Origin of the sequence: Thiomonas sp. X19, assembly GCF_900089495.1 — a bacterium.
Lineage (GTDB): Bacteria > Pseudomonadota > Gammaproteobacteria > Burkholderiales > Burkholderiaceae_C > Thiomonas_A.
In genome coordinates this window covers 239,850-259,487 of the sequence record NZ_LT605203.1, presented here as the reverse complement: position 1 = coordinate 259,487, position 19,638 = coordinate 239,850, and the positions used below count along the sequence as shown (strand labels likewise).

Below are 19,638 nucleotides of genomic sequence, written 5' to 3'. Positions count from 1 at the left end.
GGCGCCGCTCGTCGTAGCTGGGGCGGGGTGCGAAAAAAATTGTTGCGCCTCGATGTTTCGCGCCCCGCCCTGGTGGCCGAACCCGCGCTGCGCTCGGAGTTGCTGAGCGCCGACCAGATGGAGCATTACGGCGTGGTGCTGGCCAACAGGCACCGCGCGTCGGAACGAACGTTGGCCAATGCCCTGCTGGCGCGCTTGGCCGATAACGAAGCCATGCTGGCGCAGGCCAGCGAGAGGCTGACGCAGGCCGTCGGTGCGGGCCACCGCATCACGCCGGCGGCGGAATGGCTGCTCGACAACGATTACCTGATCGAGGAGCAGATTCGCACGGCGCAGCGCGACTTGCCCAAGGGCTACAGCCGCGAGCTGCCGCGACTGCTCGACGGCCCGTCGGCCAAGTTGCCACGGGTCTATGACATCGCCCTGGAAACCATCACCCACGGCGATGCCCGCGTGGACGGCGAGAGCCTGCGCCGCTTCGTGGCGGCGTACCAGACGGTGACGCCGCTCAAGCTGGGCGAGTTGTGGGCGATTCCGATCATGCTGCGGCTGGGCCTGATCGAGAACCTGCGCCGCGTCGCCGTGCGTGTCATGGAGGCATGGAACGATCGCAACCTCGCGGGGCTTTGGGCCGACCGCATGACCATGATTGCCGAGAGCGATCCCAAGAGCGTGGTGCTCGCGGTGGCGGACATGGCGCGCTCGAATCCGCCGATGACCAGCTCGTTCGTTGCCGAACTGACGCGGCGGCTGCAAGGACAAGGCCCGGCGCTGGCGCTGGCGCTGACCTGGATCGAGCAGACCCTGTCCGAATCCGGCCTCGGCATCGAGCGACTGGTGCAACTGGAGGCGCAGCAGCAGGCCGCCGACCAGGTGACGATCGGCAACAGCATCGGCAGTCTGCGCATGCTCGCCAGCATGGACTGGCGCATGTTCGTCGAGTCCATGAGCCACGTCGAGCAGGTGCTGCGGCAGGATCCGCCCGGGGTTTATGCGGCGATGGATTTCGTCACGCGCGATCACTACCGCCACGTGGTGGAAAGTCTGGCGCGGCGCAGCACCCGCAGCGAATGCGAGGTGGCGCGCGCAGCCATCGACTTGGCCGGCGGCAGCGCGCACAGTGCCGCACGCGACCTCGCACACGACACCGCAGACGACACCGCACAGCGGGCGGTGCGAAGCCATGTGGGCTACTACCTCGTCGATCAGGGTCTGGCGGCGCTGGAGCAGCGCGTCGCCGCGCGCGACACGGCTGTCACCGCCCTCAAACGACTGGCGCAGCGCGCGCCACTGACCCTGTACCTGGGTTCGATCGTGGTGCTGCTGGCCTTGCTGGCGCAGCCGCTGCTGCAGGCCGTGCTGCGCCATGGCTGGCAGGGCTGGCAAGGGTTGGTATGGGCGCTGATTGCCGTGCCGGTGATCCTGATCAGCAGCCAGCTGGCCATCAGTCTGGTGAATTGGCTGGTGTCCATCGTGGTGCTGCCGCACATGCTGCCGCGGCTGGATTTTTCCAAGGGCCTGCCGCCGCAGGTCCGCACGCTGGTGGTGATTCCGGCCATGCTGACCCGCGCGCAGGACGTGGACGCATTGGCGGATGCGCTGGAAGTGCGATTCCTGGCCAACCGCGATGCGCACTTGCACTTTGCGCTGCTCACCGATTTCGCCGATGCGCCCAGCGAGGTGCTGGAGTCGGATGCGGCGCTGTTGCTGCAGGCCAGGCAACGCATCGATGCCCTCAATGCCAGCCACCCCGATGACCAGGCCGACCGCTTTTTTCTGCTGCACCGGCCACGCCGCTGGAACGCGGCCGACAAGTTGTGGATGGGTTACGAGCGCAAGCGTGGCAAGCTGGCCGAGCTCAACGGTTTGCTGCGCGGCGCCGGGCCTGCGCGTTTTTTGCTGATCGTCGGCCGCACCGAGGTGTTGTCCGAGGTCAAGTACGTCATCACCCTGGATACCGACACGCAGTTGCCGCGCGATGCCGCGCGCCAGTTCATCGGCGCCATGGCGCATCCGCTCAATCGCCCGGTGGTTGACGCCGTCACGCAGTGTGTCATCGCGGGCCACGCCATTCTCCAGCCGCGCGTCGGCATCAGCCTGCCCAGCGCGGCGCGCTCGGTCTATGCGCAACTGTTCGGCAGCGACGCCGGCATCGACCCCTACACGCGCGCCGTGTCGGATCTCTACCAGGATCTGTTCGGCGAAGGCTCGTTCATCGGCAAGGGCATTTACGACGTCGATGCCTTCGAGCAGGCCACCGGCGGCCGCTTCGCCGAGAACAGCATCCTCAGCCACGATCTGGTGGAGGGCTGCTTCGCGCGCTCGGGCCTGATCAGCGACGTGCAGTTGTACGAGGACTATCCGTCACGCTACAGCGCCGATGTCAGCCGCCGCCACCGCTGGATTCGCGGCGACTGGCAGCTGCTGCCGTGGCTGCTGCCGTGGGTGCGCACGCCGGGACGCAGGCGCGCGCGCAATCCGCTGTCCGCGCTGTCGCGCTGGAAAATCCTGGACAACCTGCGCCGCAGCCTGGTGCCCGCCGCGCTGCTGGCCTTGCTGCTGCTCGGCTGGTTCGCCATGGCGCAAGCGGCGGCATGGACCGTGGCGGTGCTGGCCGTGGTGTTCGTGCCGCCGCTGCTGGCCGTACAGCTTGACCTGTTCCAGAAGCCGAGCGACGTGCTGCTTGGCCAGCATCTGCGCGCCGCGCTGCGCAGCGGCGGCGCGCAGGCTGCGCAAGTGCTGTTGAAGCTGGCGTGGCTGCCGCACGAGGCGCTGTACAGCGTGGACGCGGTGTTGCGCACACTGGGGCGCATGGCGGTGACGCGGCGCAGGCTGCTGCAATGGAACCCGTCCCAGGAGGTCGAGCGCGGCAACGGCGACACATTGGCCGGACTGTTCAAGTCGATGGCGGTGGGGCCGGCGCTGGCGTTGCTGACGGCACTGGCGCTGGCGTTGCAGCGGCCGGGCGCGCTGCTCGTCGCCGCGCCCTTGCTACTGCTGTGGCTGGCGTCGCCGGCCATCGCCTGGCGCATCAGCCAGCCCTTGACCACGGTGGCGTTCGCGCCGACACCGCAGGCGCGGCGCTTTCTGCGCCGGCTGGCGCGCAAGACCTGGGCATTTTTCGAGGCCCATGTCGGCGCGCAGGATCACTGGCTGCCGCCCGACAATTTCCAGGAGCAGCCCGCGCCGGTCATCGCGCACCGCACCTCGCCCACCAATATGGGGCTGGCGCTGCTGGCGAATCTGGCGGCCCATGACTTCGGCTACCTCGGCATCGGGCGGCTGCTGCAGCGCACCGGCCAGGCCTTGCAAACCATGCAGGGCCTGCCGCGCTACCGCGGGCATTTCTACAACTGGTACGACACGCTCGACCTGCAGCCATTGGCGCCGCGCTACATCTCCACCGTGGACAGCGGCAATCTGGCCGGCCACTTGCTGACCCTGCGCCCGGGGCTGCTGGCGCTGATCGACGCGCCGCTGTTCGACGCAGGCCTGCTGCACGGCCTGGACGATACCCTGGCCTTGCTGCGCGAGGCCACGCGCGCCAGCCATGGCGATGCCGCCGCGCTGGATGCGTTTCGCAGCGCACTGGACAGCGCGCGCGCCCAGCCGCCGCAGACCCTGGCCGCCGCCGCCGCCTGCCTGCAGCGCCTGCTGGATGACATCGAGGCCGTCGTGCTCGACGCCGCATCGCCCGATGCCCAGCAAGCCAGCGATACCGCCTTCTGGCTGCAGGCGCTGCGCGAGCAATGCCGCGATGTCAGCGCCACGCTGCAGCCGTTCGCAGCGTGGACATCCCCGGCGGAACACACCGGGCAGCACGCATTTCCCACGCTGCGCCAGTTGGCGGGCGCCGGCGTGCAGTCCGCGCCGGCGGGCAAGGCCAGCGATGCCGGAGGCGATGCGTCGGGCGCAGCCCACGCCGCGCGGCGGCATGCCGCCGCGCTGATCCAGACCATCGAGCAGCTGGCGCAGCAGGCCGGGGCGCTGGCGCAGATGGACTACGGCTTTCTCTACGACACCGAGCGCGACCTGCTGTGCATTGGCTACAACGCCGACGAGCGCCGGCTCGACGCCGGCTTCTACGACCTGCTGGCCTCGGAAGCGCGGCTCACCAATTTCGTCGCCATCGCGCAGGAGCAATTGCCGCAGGACAGCTGGTTCGCGCTCGGCCGCCTGCTCACCACCAGCGGCGGCGAGCCGGTGCTGCTGTCGTGGTCCGGCTCGATGTTCGAGTACCTCATGCCCATGCTGGTGATGCCGAATTACGCCGGCACGCTGCTCGACCAGACCTGCCGCGCGGCGGTGGCGCGTCAAATCGAATACGGCGAACAACTGGGCCTGCCCTGGGGTGTTTCCGAGTCAGGCTACAACACCCAGGACACGCACTTCAATTACCAGTACCGCGCCTTTGGCGTGCCCGGTCTGGGGCTCAAGCGCGGGCTGAACGAAGAACGGGTGGTGGCACCCTATGCCTGCGCGCTGGCGTTGATGGTGGCGCCCGCCGCCGCCTGCGCCAACCTGCAGCGGCTGGCCGCGGCCGGCGTGGAAGGGCGTTATGGGCTTTACGAGGCGGTGGACTACACACCGGCGCGCCTGCCGCGCGGGCAGAGCGCGGCGGTGGTGCGTTCGTTCATGGCGCATCACCAGGGCATGAGTCTGCTGGCGCTCGACCATCTGTTGCAGCAGCGGCCGATGCAGCGGCGTTTCGAGTCCGACCCCAGCCTGCGCGCCACCCTGCTGCTGCTGCAGGAGCGGGTTCCCAAAACCGCTGCCGAGTACCGCCATGCCTCCGCCGCGCTGGCGCCGCAGGCGCTGGCCCGCGCGGCCGAAACCAGCCTGCGCATCCTCACCGACCCCGACCGCGCGCGGCCCGCCGTGCAACTGCTGTCGAACGGCCGCTACCACGTCATGGTGAGCAGCGCGGGCGGTGGCTACAGCCGCTACCGCGGCATGGCGGTGACGCGCTGGCGCGAAGACATCAGCAGCGACAACTGGGGCACGTTCTGTTATTTGCGCGATGCCGACAGTGGCGAGTTCTGGTCCGGCGCGCATCAGCCCACGCCGCAAGCCGCGCCGGCGAAACCCATGGCCTACGAGGCGATTTTTTCCGACGCCCGCGCCGAGTTCCGCGTGCGCGCGAACGACTTCGACACGCACACCGAAATCGTGGTGTCGCCGGAAGACGACATCGAGCTGCGGCGCATGCGCGTGACCAACCGCAGCCGCGCCCGGCGCACCATCGAGATCACCAGCTATGCCGAGGTGGTGCTGGCCCCGGCGCTGGCCGATGCGCTGCATCCGGCGTTCAGCAAACTGTTCGTGCAGGCCGAGCTGGTGCGGCCGCTGCAGGCCATCGTCTGCTCGCGGCGCCCGCGCTCCAGCACCGAGCCGGTGCCGTGGATGTGCCATCTGCTGGCGGTGCACGATGCCCACATCGACGAAATCTCGTACGAGACCGATCGCGCCCGCTTCATCGGCCGCGGTCGCAGCGTGGCCGACCCCCTGGCCATGGGGAGCTTCAGCCAACGCCACCGCAGTCTCTCGAACAGCGAAGGCTCGGTGCTCGATCCGATCGTCGCCATCCGCTGCCGCATCACGCTCGATCCGGAGCAGTCGGCGCTGGTGGATCTGGTCACCGGTGTTGGCGACAGCCGCGAGGCCTGCATGCACCTGATCGAGAAATACCGCGACCGGCACCTGGCCGACCGCGTGTTCGACCTGGCCTGGACCCACAGCCAGGTGATGCTGCGTCAGCTCAACGCCAGCCAGGCGGACGCGCAGCTCTACGAGGAACTGGCCGCGGGCCTGCTCTACGCCCACGCCTCGCTGCGCGCCGAGGCCGGCATCCTGCGCGCCAACCGGCGCGGGCAGTCCGGGCTGTGGGGGCAGGCCATCTCCGGCGACCTGCCGATCGTGCTGCTGCACATCGCCGACCCGGCCAATATCGAGCTGGTGCGGCAACTGGTGCAGGCGCATGCCTACTGGCGCCTGAAGGGATTGGCGGTGGATCTGGTGATCTGGAACGAGGACCGCGCCGGCTACCGCCAGCAGCTGCAGGATCTGATCATGGGGCTGATCGCGTCCGGTATCGAAGCCAGCCTGATCGACCGTCCCGGCGGCATCTTCGTGCGACCTGCGCAGCAGATCTCCGGCGAAGACCGCATCCTGGTGCAGTCCGCCGCGCGCGTGGTGCTGACCGACGCTCGCGGCACGCTGGCCGAGCAGGTCGGGCGCCGGCGGCTGCAGAAGCAGCCCGAAGCTTTCGTTGCGACCCGCATGCGGCCGGCGGAGCCGAAGCGCCCGGGCGACGCGCCCGTGGACGCACCCGCCGAAACCCTGCTGCTGGGCAATCCCTACGGCGGTTTCAGCGCCGATGGCCGCGAGTATGTGATCACCCTGGCCGCCGGGCAGACCACGCCGGCGCCGTGGGCGAACGTGCTGGCCAATGCCCAGTTCGGCACGGTGGTGTCCGAGAGCGGCAGCGCCTACACCTGGGGCGAGAACGCGCACGAGTTCCGCCTCACGCCCTGGCACAACGACCCGGTCACCGACGCCAGCGGCGAAGCCCTGTACCTGCGCGACGAGGAAACCGGCCACTGCTGGTCGCCCACGCCCTGGCCGTGTCGCGGCGAAGGCGCCTACCGCACCCGCCACGGCTTCGGCTACAGCGTGTTCGAGCACAGCGAAGACGGCATCGGCACCGAGCTGTGGGTCTACGTGGCGCTGGACGCGGCGGTCAAGTTCTCGGTGCTGAAGGTGCGCAACGCCTCCGGGCGGGCGCGCCGACTGTCGGCCACCGGCTATGTCGAATGGGTGCTCGGCGACCTGCGCGACAAGACCGCCATGCACGTGGTGTCCGAGTCCGATCCGGTCACCGGCGCGCTGTTCGCGCGCAATGCCTACAACACGGAATTCGCCGGTCGCGTGGCGTTCTTCGATGTCGACAATCCGGCGCGCAGCGTCAGCGGCGACCGCAGCGAATTTCTTGGCCGCAACGGCAGCCTGCGCGCCCCGGCAGCGATGGCGAACGCGCGCCTGTCGGGCCAGGTCGGCGCCGGGCTGGACCCTTGCGCGGCGATGCAAATCCCCTTCGATCTGGGCGCTGGCGACGCGCGCGAAATCATCTTCCGCCTGGGCGTGGCCGGCGACGCCAAGGCGGCCAGCGAGCTGGTGCAGCGCTGCCGTGGCCTCGGCACCGCGGCGGTCACGCTCGATGCCGTGCGCAAACACTGGCGCACCACGCTGGGCGCGGTGCAGGTGCGCACCCCCGACCCGGCCGTCGACGTCCTGGTCAACGGCTGGCTGATGTACCAGGTGATCGCCTGCCGCTATCTGGCGCGCAGCGGCTACTACCAGTCGGGCGGCGCCATCGGTTTTCGTGACCAGCTGCAGGACGCCATGGCCATGATCCACGCCCAGCCCGACGTCGTGCGCCAGCACCTGCTGCTGTGCGCGGCGCACCAGTTCAGCGAGGGCGACGTGCAGCACTGGTGGCATCCGCCGCTGGACCGCGGCGTGCGCACGCGCTGCTCCGACGATTACCTGTGGCTGCCGCTGGCCGCCAGCCGCTACGTGCAGATCACCGGCGACCACAGCGTGCTCGGCGAGTCCGCACACTACCTGGAAGGCCGCGGCGTCGGCCCCGATGAAGAGGCCTATTACGACCGGCCGACGCGCTCGGAACGGCGCGAGACCCTCTACCAGCATTGCGTGCGCGCCATCGAGCACAGCATGCCGCGCGGCGCGCACGGCTTGCCGCTGATGGGCACGGGCGACTGGAACGACGGCATGAACCGGGTCGGCGACCAGGGCCGTGGGGAAAGCGTCTGGCTCGGTTTCTTTCTGCACGAGGTGCTGCTGCGCTTCGTCCCGCTGGCGCATGGGCGCGACGACCCCGCATTCGCCGCGCGCTGCGAGGCCGCGGCGGCCGCGCTGCGCGCCAGCCTCGAGCAGCACGGCTGGGACGGCGCCTGGTACCGGCGCGCCTACTTCGACGACGGCACGCCGCTGGGTTCGGCCGGCGGCGCGGAATGCCAGATCGACTCGATCGCGCAGAGCTGGTCGGTGCTGTCCGGCGCCGCCGGCGCGGACCGCCAGCGCCAGGCCATGGATGCGCTCGACCAGCGCCTGGTGCGGCGCGACGCCGGGCTGGTGCAATTGCTGGACCCGCCGTTCGACGTCTCCGCGCTCGACCCCGGCTACATCAAGGGCTACGTGCCCGGCGTGCGCGAAAACGGCGGCCAGTACACGCACGCCGCGGTGTGGGCGGCGATGGCCTTTGCCGAACTGGGCGACAGCGCCCGCGCCTGGGAACTGCTCGGCATGATCAACCCGGTGAACCACGCCCGCAGCGCCGCCGACATCGGCATCTACAAGGTCGAGCCCTATGTGATGGCGGCCGACGTGTACGCCGCCCCGCCGCATGTGGGCCGTGGCGGCTGGAGCTGGTACACCGGCTCGGCGGGCTGGATGTACCGGCTGATCGTGGAGTCGCTGCTCGGCCTGCGCCGCGAGGGCGAGCGTCTGCGCATCGCCCCGGTCATGCCCGCTGGCTGGCGTTCCTTCGAGCTGGATTACCGTCACGGCAACGCGCTCTATCGCATCCGCGCCACACAGGCCGAAGCCACGATGGGAACGCCGGAAGTTGCTGCACGGATCGTCCTCGACGGCGAGGTGCAAGCCGAGCCCGGCATCGCCCTGCTCGAAGATGGCCGGGAACACCGGGTCGAGATTCGTCTGCGGCCCGGCATCGGTCAAGCGCACTGAAGCTGCGAGAGGCAGTGGCCGCCGAGACAGGGGCCGTCGAGGCAGCAGGCCTGCTGCCTGGCTGCTCAATGCAGCGACAAGCCGCTGGCGCCGAAGATGCCGATGAGCCCGATGACGATCAGGTAGATGGCCACGATGTAGTTCAACAACCGTGGGATGGCGAGAATCAGGATACCGGCAATCAGGGAGACGACCGGGCCAATGCTGAGGTGAAGGTTCATGGTGAGTCCTTGCCGCTGTGGCGGAATGCACTTGCGTCCGCAGCACGTTAGCTCGCTGTCCGGCTGCGGTCTGTGCGCTGGCGAACGTCGTTCGGTGGAGCCGTCGCCGGTTTGGCGTGCGCTTGCGCAGGGCGAGCCAAGCAAACGCCAGGGTTGGATTCAGGGCTTTCTCGGATAGAGCCGTTGCATATCCTGAAAATTCTCGAGCAACTGGCTGGCATGGTCAAGGCGCCGCTCGAGCATGGCGCGAACCTGCGCGAGATCCGGCAGCTCGGGCTCGGGCTGGGACGGATGCAACATCGCGGCCGCCTCCCGGATGAGCGCCAGCGACTCGCCAAGCCGTTGCGTCAGGGTGGTGAGGAATTCCGTTTGGCGCCGCTGCGCCCGATCCGTGGCGATGCGCAACTGCTCGGCGCTGGACGCGGCGGACACGAGCTGCTGGTTGGCCAGGCGCAACTGCTCGTGGCGCAAGCCGTGATCCGCGTCCTCCCAAGGCGCGTGGCTGTGATGCACCTGCGGTGGGGGCGGCATTGGCGCATCCATCTTGGTGACTCCAAGAACCGGGTCGGCATGAAAGACGAAATGTCCTCGCATCTGCTTTTTGATGCGATACATCGCCATGTCGGCACGGTGGATGAGCGTGTCGGCGTCTTCACCGTCTTCGGGATAGACGCTGATGCCGATGCTGGCGGTCAGATTCGGCAGGCCATCGCCGAGAAAGGCCGCCTGGGCCAGTGCGGCAATGATTTTTCTGGCCGCCGCGGCAGCGTCGGACGCATGGGTGATGTCGGTCAGCAGGATGAGGAATTCATCGCCACCGTGACGACTCACCGTGTCGGCCTCGCGAACCGCCGAGACCAGGCAGTTCGCGGTTCGCTTCAGCACCCTGTCACCCACGAGATGGCCATGGGTGTCATTGATCATTTTGAAATGGTCCAGATCCAGGAACAACAGCGCGATATGGCCGCCGTTCCGATGGGCGTGGGTGATGGCCTGCATGAACCGGCCGAGAAACAGCGTGCGGTTGGGCAGTTCGGTGAGGGTGTCGCGCTCAGCGGTGCGCGACACCAGGTCCAGCGCCTTGACGGCCAGCGTCAGGTCGCCCTGGGCGCGCAGCATCGCCAGGACCAATTGCTGGTTGGCCTCGATCAGTGGGTTGGCATGCCCGTCGTTGAACCTGTCTTCGTGAGCATTCATCATGGTGTGTTCGCCTCGACGCGCGGTTTGGCGCAGCACGGCGGCCATCAGTGGGCGACCACGGCGCCCAGCAGGCGCTCGGTGAGCGCTGGCCCGAGCAGGCTGTCCAGCAACTCGTAATACGTATGCAGCAGCGCCCCTCCTCCGGCGACCGCACTGTCGCGGTTTTGCTGCTGGAGCACGGTTTGCAGCAAGGCCAGGTCCGGGTGCGTCAACGTGTCGGCCTGCACACGCATCAACCAGGGGTATTCAGCGCTGGTGAGCAGCAAGCTGCGTGAGAACAGGGCGGCGACGCCCTGTTGACCCAGGATGGGGCGCAGCGCGGCGTTGATGTCTTCCCAGGTCGAAATGACGGACTGCGCGGCCGATGCGGCATCGGCGCCATCGCGCATCGCACTGGGGGAGTGCGCCACTGCAGGCTGGCATTGCGCGAAGTTGTCCATGGGATGTCGGGCTGATAGGTGCTGGGCGATGGTGGAACTGGGCGTTGTCGTGACATCCCAGGCTTGAGCACTTCGCACAGGCCTTGGGGCCTGCATGAGGTGGCTCGTCATGCGATCTGGCTTGAGCTTGGCTCACGGCCACGAGGCCAGGCGGCGCCGCAAGTTTGAACATCGACGGATTTCAGCCTAGTCATTCGGGGGGCGATGTGTCCGTGCGTTAGCGAACATTGGCCGGCGCGACCCGGGCCGTCGATCACGCCACGCCAGCGCATGCCCAGACACTGTGCGCTGGCGCACAGACGTGAGCACCCTGGAGGCCTAGCCTGCAAGGGTTGAGGCGACTGCGGTGACCGCTTCGCCGGGCCGACACCAGACACAGGCTTCGGTCGGAGCCTGCCGGCCGGGCGCTCGCATCGCGCGCCGCCACGGCGCGTACGCGCCGTGTGGCGTCGTCCGCCTTCCATGCCTTCGAAAGGAACGTCCCGATGAGTACCAAGACCAAAAGCACCAAGCCGAAGCTCAAAGTCAAAGCCAAGCCCGAAACCGCGGCCAGCAACACCCGCCTGAAGCTGAACACCGCGGCCATCGATGCCGCGAGGAACAGCCTGAGCCGGGGCGCCATGACGCCGCACTACGGCCCGTGGAGCCAAGACATCATCCAGTTGCTCAACGACTCGCTCGCCACCGAGCTGGTTTGCGTGCTGCGCTACAAGCGCCACCACTTCACCGCGCAGGGGCTGGCTTCGCCCAAGATTGCCGAAGAGTTCCTGGTCCATGCCCAGGAAGAACAGGGCCATGCCGACCGCCTGGCCGAGCGCATCGTGCAACTGGGAGGCCAGCCCGACTTCTCGCCGGATTCGCTCGCCGCGCGCAGCCATGCGGCCTACAACGACGCGCTCGACCTGAAGGCCATGATCCGCGCGAACCTCGTGGCCGAACGCGTGGCCATCGAAACCTACAGCCAGATCATCACGCTCATCGGCGACAAGGACTCGACCACCAGGCGCCTGGTGGAAGACATCCTGAGCAACGAGCAAGAGCACGCCGAGGAACTCAAGGACTGGCTGGCAGACTGAAGCGTCCGACCAGAAAGCTGCGCGACGCGTGCCCAGTCCATCTCGTTTTTCACGCCCGCATTTCGACAAGACCGAGGTCCATCATGATGCATCGATAGTAGTGTCCGGTTAAATCTCGAACAGATTCAATTGGTTAGCGATCGAGACCAGTTCGGGTTGGGTGCGATCGGGCTGCAAGGCGCATGAAAGCTGGGTTTTCTCGAAAACCGAGACCGACAGAATCTGTAGACATGTGTAGAGCGAGGCATCGAGGTGAAGCTCCTGTTTGATGATGGCAATCAGCACGTAGGTGGCGATGGCACACCAGATTTGCGTTTTCACCGCGTTCTCGCTGGTGCCCAGAAAACGCTTGATCCGCAGATGCTGCTTGATCCATTTGAAGAAGAGTTCGACCTGCCAGCGGCTCTTGTAGAGTGCGGCGATCGTCAAGGCTGGCAGGCTCGTGTTGTTCGTCAGGAAGATCAGCGTCCTGCCCGATTCGGGGTCTTTGAAACGAATGCGGCGCAGATGCTCGGGATAGTCCCGGCTGGCGTAAAAGCCGTTGAAGCGGATGCTCTGATCGCAGATCACCCCCGTGCTGCGGTCGGTGGCAGCCGAGTACACCCGCCGCGCGTCCATGCCCTTCTTGGCTCGCGTGATGAAGAAGGCGCCGGCCTGATGCAGTGCATACAGCCGCGCGAAATCCACGTAGCCCCGGTCCATCACGTAGAACGCTCCAGCCTCCACGGGCAGGACGTCGAGCACGTTGACATCGTGCAGTTTGCCGTCGCTGATGTGAATGAAGGCGGGAATCGCCCCACGCAAGTCCAAGAGCGTGTGCAGCTTGATGGCGGCCTTGGTGGAGCGAAATGGTGCCCAGTCGAACAAGCTCAGGCACAGATCGATGGTGGTGGAGTCCAGCGCGTAGACCGTGGCGTCGAGCCCCAGGTCCGAAGGCTCCTGCGCATACAGCGCCCGTGCCCGGGCGATCAACCGCTGCGCCAGCGCGTGATAGATGCGCCAATCGCGCTGAGTCAACGCATCGGACAGCGTGGAGCGCGCAGGCACAGCTTTGATCCCCATGTGGAACAGCTTGGTCTGGTTGGCCGCCAGACACGCCTCGATGTCGCGCAGCGATTCGCGCCAGGTGAGTTGCGCGAACGCCAGGACGCGAAACACATCGGCGCACCCCAGCGTACGCACACCGGCATCGCCCTGGTGCCGCTCGATGATGCGACCAAACGTCTTCCATGGCACAAACTCCATCACCTGCGCAAACAGCGTCTTGCCGATGTTCATGCATCACCTCGGGTCGTGCAAACCCGTCAGCATCGCAAATCGGCAAACCGAAATTCAAATCGTGGACACCCATGAATCGCTCAAAACCCGCGTCAACATTGGCTCGGCGGCTCGCTGACATCCAATCAACCGGACACTACTGATGCATCGACAAGTTTCAGTCACGGCTTCCATCCGGCGCATCAAGCCGCTGCCGCCGACGGTTGATCAACCCCTCACGGCCGAGCAATTGGCGTTTTTCGAGGCCTTGCTGCTGCGTGAGCGCGAGGCCTTGTTGCAGTCGGCGCACGAGACCACCAGCCATCTGCAGGAGTTCGAGCCGACTCCCGACCCGTCTGACCGCGCCTCGCTGGAAGAGGACCATGCGCTCGAACTGCGGGTGCGTGACCGCGAGCGCAGGCATCTGCACGCCATCGACCAGGCGCTGGTGCGGATTCACGATGGCAGCTATGGCCTGTGCGAGGAGTCCGGCGAACCCATCGGCTTGGCCCGCCTGATGGCGCGCCCCACCGCGACGCTTTCCCTGGACGAGCAGGCCTTGCGCGAATCGACCCGCAACCGCCGGCCCGTGCGCGGCCATGCATGAGCGTGCAAGGCCCGTGCACGCCGCCCCGCAGGCGAGTTCCGGCCTGGAGCCTTCCATCATGGTCAAGCCGCATGCCGTCACGGCGCGCAAAGCCCTTCTGACGCTGGCTTTCATCGGCGCCTGTGCGTCATGGCTCATGGGTGTGGCCCAGGCCCGAGCCCAGGAGCCGCAGCAGAACCCGGCTGAGCCGCATGCGGCCATCGTCCACCTTTGCGGCGGCGTGGGCGATGCAAGCCTGCAGCAGTTGAAAGCCCGGGCGAAGGACTTCAACCTTGGTTTCTGGATGGTGGGCGGGCCGGGTGGGGCCTATCTGGCCGATGTGCCGATCCAGATCCAGTCCCACGGCAAGACCGTGGCCAGCTTCACGGCCAGCGGGCCGCTGTGCTACGTCAAGTTGCCAGCGGGCACGTACACCGTGATGGGCACCCACCATGGGCAGACGCGGAGCATTCAGGTGCATGCCGGCAGCATGAACCAGTCTTTGCGCTGGTAGGCCTCGCGCTGGTCGGGGTCCGCCGATGGCGCGGGCCGATTCGGAAACAGGCACGCCCCAGGCTCAGAAGACTCCTACGATGCACACAGACTCGACACCGGCGCCCAGCGCACACCAACCATGACCACCAAAATACTCATTCCCCTCGACGCAAGCGACACGGCGCAGGCTGCGGCGGCACATGCCATCGGCCTGGCGCGCGAGCACGCGGCCGCCGTGCGTTTTCTGGTCGTCATCGACTTCAACAGTTTCATGGGTTCCGTCCCCAACATGATCGAAGTGATGAGCAACGATGCCCGGCTGATGCTCGATGGCTGGATGCAAAGCGCCACGGATGCCGGCCTGCAAGCCAGCACCGCCATCGCCGAGACCAGCCCCGAGGCCACCGACATTGCCGCCGTCATCACGGCCGACGCGCAGGCCTGGGGCGCCGACCTGATCGTGTTCGGCAGCCATGGGCACGGCGGCCTTTACCACCTGCTGCAGCCCAGCGTGGCGGCTGGCGTGGAGCGCCTGTGCGCCATTCCCGTGCTCAACGTGCAGCTGGGCGACGTGCCGGCGGCCTGAAGCCGGCGGTCATGGCCGCGCCTGGTGGCAGGGGCGATGCACACCCGTGCGTCGCGGCCAAGCCGCCAATTCCTCATCCACCAACCCAAACACCACCCGCGCGCCGAGCGTGACTCCCCCATGATCCGCATGCGTCTGACACTGGAGTTGAACTACGAGGTCTTCGAGCCCGGTTGCGACTTCGTCTTCAATATCCACGCCGCCCACACCGAGCAGCAGCATGTGCTGGAGGAGACCCTGACGCTGAGCCAGAACATCCAGTTCAAGGTCGAGACCAGCCCCGCCTCCGGCAATCGCGCCATGCGCCTGCGCGCGGCTGCGGGCCCTTTGCAAGTGCGCTACGGCGCCACGGTCGACCTGCAGCACCATGTCGCCGAACCCGGGCAGATCGCGGAAGTCGCGGTGGCGCAGTTGCCGGCGCGCGTGCTGGGCTACATCTACCCCAGCCGCTACTGCCAGTCGGACCGGCTGTACAAGCTGGCGCTGCGCGAATTCGGCCAGATCAAGCCTGGCTACGGCCGCGCCATGGCGATACGCGACTGGGTGGAGCAGCACACGACCTTCGTGATGAACACCTCGAACTCCAACACCTCGGCGATCGACACGCTGGTCGCGACCGAAGGGGTGTGCCGCGACTTCGCTCACCTGATGATTGCGCTGTGCCGGGCCAGCAACATCCCGGCGCGCTTCACCACCGGCATCGACTACGGCGCCGACCCCGGCCTCGGCCCCACCGACTTCCACGCCTATGTCGAGGTCTATCTGGGCGGGCGCTGGTACATCTTCGACCCCTCGGGCACGGCCATCCCCATGGGCTTCGTGCGCTTCGGCTCCGGGCGCGACGCGGCCGACGTGGCGTTCGCCACCATCTTCGGTCCGGTCCGCTCGTCCGCGCCCATCATCACCATCGAAGCCATTGCCGGCGCCGACGGCCAGCTGATCCTCCCGCACCACAGGACCGAGGCGCTTTCAACGGATGATTGACCCGCAACGCGCCGGCTTGGCGCCTGGGTCGGCGACCCGGGCGCCAGTGCTGCGCGACCTCGACCGGCGCGGCAAGAGGCGAGCGCGCCGCGGCTTGAAGCGAGGCTGCTCATGATCGAACCCCTGCTGCTGACCACCGCCCGTATTTCGACCTTCGATCACGGCCGGCCGTTGACCGGGGCCAGCGGGTTTTACTTCGAGCGCGACCAGCATCTGTATCTGGTCACCAGCCGGCATGTGCTGATCGACGCGCCGAGCGGGCATGCCCCGAGCCGCATCGAAATCGAGTTGCACACCGAGGCCGACAACCTCGCCCGCTCCACCGCGCTCTCGGTCCTGCTCTACGACCATGGCGAGCGGCTCTGGCGCCAAGGCAGCGATGACGGTGGCGAAATCGACGTGGCGGTGATCGAGATCGATCGCGCCATGCTTCCGGCCGGTGTCCTGCTGTGCAGTTTCACGCCCGCGCACCTGCAGCGTTGCCTGCGGGAGGTGGAGGTGGGCAGCCCCCTGCTCGTGGTCGGTTTTCCGCTCGGCTTCCACGACACCTTGCATCATCTGCCCGTGGTGCGCCAGGCGACCATCGCCTCATCCTTCGGCCTGTGCTTTCAGGGCCAGGGCTACTTTCTCACCGACGCGCGCACCCATCGCGGCACCAGTGGCGCGCCCGTCGTGCTGCGCCATCCCGACGGCGACCCGGAACTGCCCTGGAAGCTGCTGGGCGTGCACACCACGCGCATCGACATCGGCAGCCGCGACCTGCGACAGGACGAGTCGCTCGGGCTGAACTGCGCCTGGTATGCCGACATCCTGCTCACGCTCACCGCGCCAGCCAATGCCGCCGAGCGCTGATCGGCCCGCGCCTGCGGCAAGGCGGTCAGGCTCCTGCGGTCGGTCCGCCGTTGTCAGAGCGGCGTTTGCTACGGGTTGCCCTTGGCCGTTTTTTGAATGCTGTTGCCGGCGTTTTGAATCGCCTGCCCAGCCTTCGCCGCGCCCTGGTCGATGGCCTTGCCCGCCTTCTGCGCCGGGCCCTCGGGCTTCTGACAGCCGGCAAGCGCGACCATCACGGCGCTGATGGCGAACGCGGTGGCAAGACGTTTGATGTGTGGAGTCATGGGGGTACCTGGGTTGTGCGCCGCATCAGGCCAACACCGCAGCGTTTGGACTGACGCCTCGCGCAAGGGGGGCTTACTTACTTGCCGACTTGGTTGCCGATGACGCCGCCGACGGCCGCGCCACCCACCGTGCCAATGCCACTGCCGCCCGACAACACGGCGCCACCCACGGCGCCGACACCGGCGCCGATGGCCGTGTCTTTATTCTGCCTCGACATGCCGGCGCAGCCCCCCAGGGCGAGCAGCATGGCTGCGGCGGCGATGGAGGGTAGGAATCTCTGCTTGGTTCTCATGGTGTGACCTCTCGAATCAGGTTGATTTGAAAAGGCACGGCTGGCGGTGAGGCGCAACCGGCCGACTTGCCAATGCGGGTCTTTGCCCGATGCAGGCATCGATCCATGGCATTTCCTGCGAACGTCTCGCGTGGCACCTTCGATACCGCCTGGGGCGTCCGTCTCGTCAACGGTGGCGGGGTGCGGCTCGCTCGTTTTTTCCCGGCATCGCGATGGGCCAGGCGCGTCGCACGGCAAGGTCCGGGGTCTCGATGCCGATGCTCTACTTCACGCTCATGTTGTTTTGCACCGCCTTCACGCCGCTCACATGCCGAGCCAAGTCCACCGCCTTGAGTTCCTCCTCGCGCGAGCCGACGAAGCCGCTGAGCTGCACCACGCCCTTGAACGTCACGACCTTGATCTCGAAAAGCTTGAGGTTGGGGTCGGCGAAGATGGCGGCTTTCACCTTGGCGGTGATCGCGGTGTCATCGAGATACTGGCCGGTGCTGTCCTGTGTCGGTGTCGCCGCGCAACCCGTGAAGCTTGCGACCGACGCCGCAAGCATGAATGCATAAAGAACCTTGTTGAATCGCATGATGAACTCCTGGTGAACGCATTGACGCGGCCCGCTGATGATTCGGTTCTGCCGGTTCCATGATTTAATAATCATGACATGGGTGCGAATTGATATTTACATCCGGCCCGTCAGAAAAAGAATAAGAACGATAATCAAAATAAATCCGAGAATACCGCTTGGGAAATAACCCCAGCTGCGGCTATGGGGCCAACTTGGAAGAACGCCGATCAACATGAGAACGAGGATGATCAGCAGTATCGTGCCTAATGACATGGTGGAGCTCCTGGTTAAGACCGAGATCCATCGGGATCTGGTCGCATCAATACATTGCAGGTCAGTCGGCTGACCTTGCGCATCATGGACTCGGGTCGGTGTTCAGCGATTGATCAATCGAATTTGCGGCTTTTCTGCCAGGCGTCGAGCTGCTTTTCGGCCTCGTCCTTGGTGATTCCATACGATTCCTGAATCTTGCCGGCGAGCTGGTCGCGTTTGCCGGCAATCACATCCAACTGGTCATCCGTGAGTTTTCCCCACTGCTCCTTGGCCTGGCCCTTGAGCTGTTTCCAGTTTCCTTCGATACGTGCCCAGTTCATGATCGCTCCTTGTCGTGGCAGAGCGTGACGCTCCGCGTGAACCCAGTCCGGCCGCCGTTGTGCATGTCAGCGCCGGGTCTGGGCAGGAACCAAACGTATCGCGTTGCAAGTTGGGTGTCTGTGCGTTAGCGCACATGGCCGGCCCTGGTGGGCCTTGGGGCTGAAGGCTTGATCGCGCGGTCAGCCGCTGGCAGCGGGCGATGCCGCGCGCAGCACGAGCACGGCGTTGGTGCCGCCGAAGGCGAACGAGTTCGACAGCAGGGTGCGCGCCGCAACGCCGTCGCGCGCGACGTTGGGCACATAGTCCAGATCGCATGCCGGGTCCGGGCACTGCAGGTGCATGGTCGGCAAGGCGGTGCCGTGCTGCAGGGCCAGCAGCGACAAGGCGCATTCCAGTGCGCCCGCGGCACCGAGCAGGTGGCCGTGCATGGCCTTGGTCGCGCTGATGGGGATGTGCAGGGCGCGGGCGCCGAACACGGCCTTGATCGCAGCCGTCTCCACGGCGTCGTTGGCCAGCGTGCCGGTGCCGTGCGCGTTGATCATGTCGATGTCCTGCGGGTCGAGCGCGGCAGATTGCAGCGCGGCGCGCATCGCCGCAGCCTGGCCCGCGACGCTCGGCCGGGTGAGGTGGCCGGCATCGGTGCTGAGCCCGTAGCCCAGAATTTCGCCGTGAATCGCAGCCCCCCGGGCGACGGCCTGCTCCCAGGGCTCCAGCACCAGCATGGCCGCGCCTTCGCCGAGGACCATGCCACTGCGGTTTTGTGAGAACGGCTTGCACGATGCCGAGGGCTCGGCGGCGTCGATGGTGGCCAGTGTGCGCAGCGCCTCCCAGGCCTTCAGGGAGCCGAAGGCCAGCGGGGCTTCCGCGCCACCGGCAAGGGCCAGATCCAGGCTGCCGCTGGCGATGCGCAACCAGGCCTCGCCGATCGCCACGGCCGACGCGGCGCAAGCGGTCGAGTAGGTCAGGCCGGGGCCGAGCAAGCCATGCTCCAGGCCGATCCACCCGGCTGGCGCGTTGGGCATGCCCAGCAGCACGGTGTAGGGCTTGATGCGGTCGGAAGCTTCGCCGTAAAGCGTCTGGTAGCCCTCGTCGTTGCTGAGGCAACCGCCCATGCCCGTGCCGACGAAAACACCGGCACGGCTGCGGTCGCAGGCGTCGAGCATGCCGCCAGCGGCGTCGAGGGCCTGGCGCGCGGCCACCAGGGCGAACTGGCTGACGCGGTCGAGCATGCGCAGCTTGGGCGGATCGAAATGCTCCGTGCCGTCGAACCTCGGCACCGTGGCGGCGAGCGGCGCGATCAGCCGATGGGCAAACGGCGCTTCGAGGCGGTGAACGCCGGAGCGCCCGGCATGCGCGTTGCCGTAAACCTCCGCCACACTCTTGCCCAGTGGGCAAAGCACGCCGATGCCGGTGACTGCGACCCGTCTCATGACCACAACCCGACCACCAACCGCCAGGATTCCTGC

The 19,638-nt window shown here is 66.9% G+C and carries 17 protein-coding genes; 7 read left to right on the top strand and 10 right to left on the bottom strand.

Translation table 11 applies throughout. The annotated features are described in order from the left end of the window. The first annotated feature begins 39 nt into the window (after positions 1-39). Positions 40-8,769 carry a GH36-type glycosyl hydrolase domain-containing protein gene (locus THIX_RS01405; RefSeq protein WP_371412867.1) on the top strand — a complete coding sequence of 2,910 codons (8,730 nt, stop codon included), beginning with the start codon at positions 40-42 and terminating at the stop codon, positions 8,767-8,769. Between the two features lie 65 nt (positions 8,770-8,834). Here the strand turns inward: THIX_RS01405 and THIX_RS01400 are convergent, their stop codons facing one another. The 3 genes from THIX_RS01400 to THIX_RS01390 form a co-directional block, all read right to left on the bottom strand. Then, positions 8,835-8,990, bottom strand: coding sequence for a DUF3096 domain-containing protein (locus tag THIX_RS01400; protein ID WP_112484538.1), 156 nt, complete (start codon positions 8,988-8,990; stop codon positions 8,835-8,837). A gap of 159 nt (positions 8,991-9,149) precedes the next feature. Continuing rightward, positions 9,150-10,190, bottom strand: coding sequence for a GGDEF domain-containing protein (locus THIX_RS01395; protein WP_158540769.1), 1,041 nt, complete (start codon positions 10,188-10,190; stop codon positions 9,150-9,152). Between the two features lie 44 nt (positions 10,191-10,234). Then, positions 10,235-10,630 carry a hypothetical protein gene (locus THIX_RS01390; protein WP_199195217.1) on the bottom strand — a complete coding sequence of 132 codons (396 nt, stop codon included), beginning with the start codon at positions 10,628-10,630 and terminating at the stop codon, positions 10,235-10,237. A gap of 485 nt (positions 10,631-11,115) precedes the next feature. Between THIX_RS01390 and THIX_RS01385 the strand changes: the two genes are divergently transcribed. Further along, on the top strand, positions 11,116-11,706 hold the full coding sequence (locus THIX_RS01385; protein WP_112484536.1) for a bacterioferritin: 591 nt from the start codon (positions 11,116-11,118) through the stop codon (positions 11,704-11,706). A 108-nt stretch (positions 11,707-11,814) separates the two neighbouring features. Here THIX_RS01385 and THIX_RS01380 read toward each other — a convergent pair whose 3' ends face one another. Next, positions 11,815-12,984 (bottom strand): IS4 family transposase, encoded by a 1,170-nt coding sequence (locus THIX_RS01380; RefSeq protein WP_112484535.1) that lies wholly within the window; start codon positions 12,982-12,984, stop codon positions 11,815-11,817. Positions 12,985-13,126: 142 nt separating this feature from the next. On the opposite strand from THIX_RS01380, the gene dksA reads away from it, so the two are divergent. From dksA to THIX_RS01355, 5 genes are all read left to right on the top strand, one after another. Beyond that, positions 13,127-13,570, top strand: coding sequence for an RNA polymerase-binding protein DksA (gene dksA / locus THIX_RS01375; RefSeq protein WP_112484534.1), 444 nt, complete (start codon positions 13,127-13,129; stop codon positions 13,568-13,570). A 13-nt stretch (positions 13,571-13,583) separates the two neighbouring features. Next, entirely contained in the window at positions 13,584-14,063 is a 480-nt protein-coding gene (locus tag THIX_RS23705) for a hypothetical protein (protein WP_199195216.1), read from the top strand. A gap of 120 nt (positions 14,064-14,183) precedes the next feature. Next, positions 14,184-14,630 (top strand): universal stress protein, encoded by a 447-nt coding sequence (locus THIX_RS01365; RefSeq protein ID WP_112484533.1) that lies wholly within the window; start codon positions 14,184-14,186, stop codon positions 14,628-14,630. 120 nt (positions 14,631-14,750) lie between these two features. Next, entirely contained in the window at positions 14,751-15,614 is an 864-nt protein-coding gene (locus THIX_RS01360; RefSeq protein ID WP_112488049.1) for a transglutaminase family protein, read from the top strand. A 111-nt stretch (positions 15,615-15,725) separates the two neighbouring features. Next, positions 15,726-16,466 carry a serine protease gene (locus tag THIX_RS01355; RefSeq protein WP_112484532.1) on the top strand — a complete coding sequence of 247 codons (741 nt, stop codon included), beginning with the start codon at positions 15,726-15,728 and terminating at the stop codon, positions 16,464-16,466. A gap of 68 nt (positions 16,467-16,534) precedes the next feature. Here the strand turns inward: THIX_RS01355 and THIX_RS01350 are convergent, their stop codons facing one another. The 6 genes from THIX_RS01350 to THIX_RS01325 all read right to left on the bottom strand — a co-directional run bounded on the left by THIX_RS01350 (position 16,535) and on the right by THIX_RS01325 (position 19,602). After that, on the bottom strand, positions 16,535-16,729 hold the full coding sequence (locus THIX_RS01350) for a hypothetical protein (RefSeq protein WP_112484531.1): 195 nt from the start codon (positions 16,727-16,729) through the stop codon (positions 16,535-16,537). A gap of 77 nt (positions 16,730-16,806) precedes the next feature. Then, positions 16,807-17,022: a glycine zipper 2TM domain-containing protein gene (locus THIX_RS01345; RefSeq protein WP_112484530.1), complete on the bottom strand. Its 216-nt coding sequence runs from the start codon at positions 17,020-17,022 to the stop codon at positions 16,807-16,809. A gap of 262 nt (positions 17,023-17,284) precedes the next feature. After that, a complete protein-coding gene (locus tag THIX_RS01340; protein ID WP_112484529.1) occupies positions 17,285-17,596 on the bottom strand; it encodes a BON domain-containing protein in 312 nt (103 codons plus the stop codon). Positions 17,597-17,692: 96 nt separating this feature from the next. Continuing rightward, positions 17,693-17,851, bottom strand: coding sequence for a DUF3309 family protein (locus THIX_RS01335; protein ID WP_112484528.1), 159 nt, complete (start codon positions 17,849-17,851; stop codon positions 17,693-17,695). 113 nt (positions 17,852-17,964) lie between these two features. After that, positions 17,965-18,171, bottom strand: coding sequence for a CsbD family protein (locus THIX_RS01330; protein WP_112484527.1), 207 nt, complete (start codon positions 18,169-18,171; stop codon positions 17,965-17,967). A gap of 180 nt (positions 18,172-18,351) precedes the next feature. Further along, entirely contained in the window at positions 18,352-19,602 is a 1,251-nt protein-coding gene (locus tag THIX_RS01325; protein WP_112484526.1) for a beta-ketoacyl synthase, read from the bottom strand. Positions 19,603-19,638: the final 36 nt, after the last annotated feature.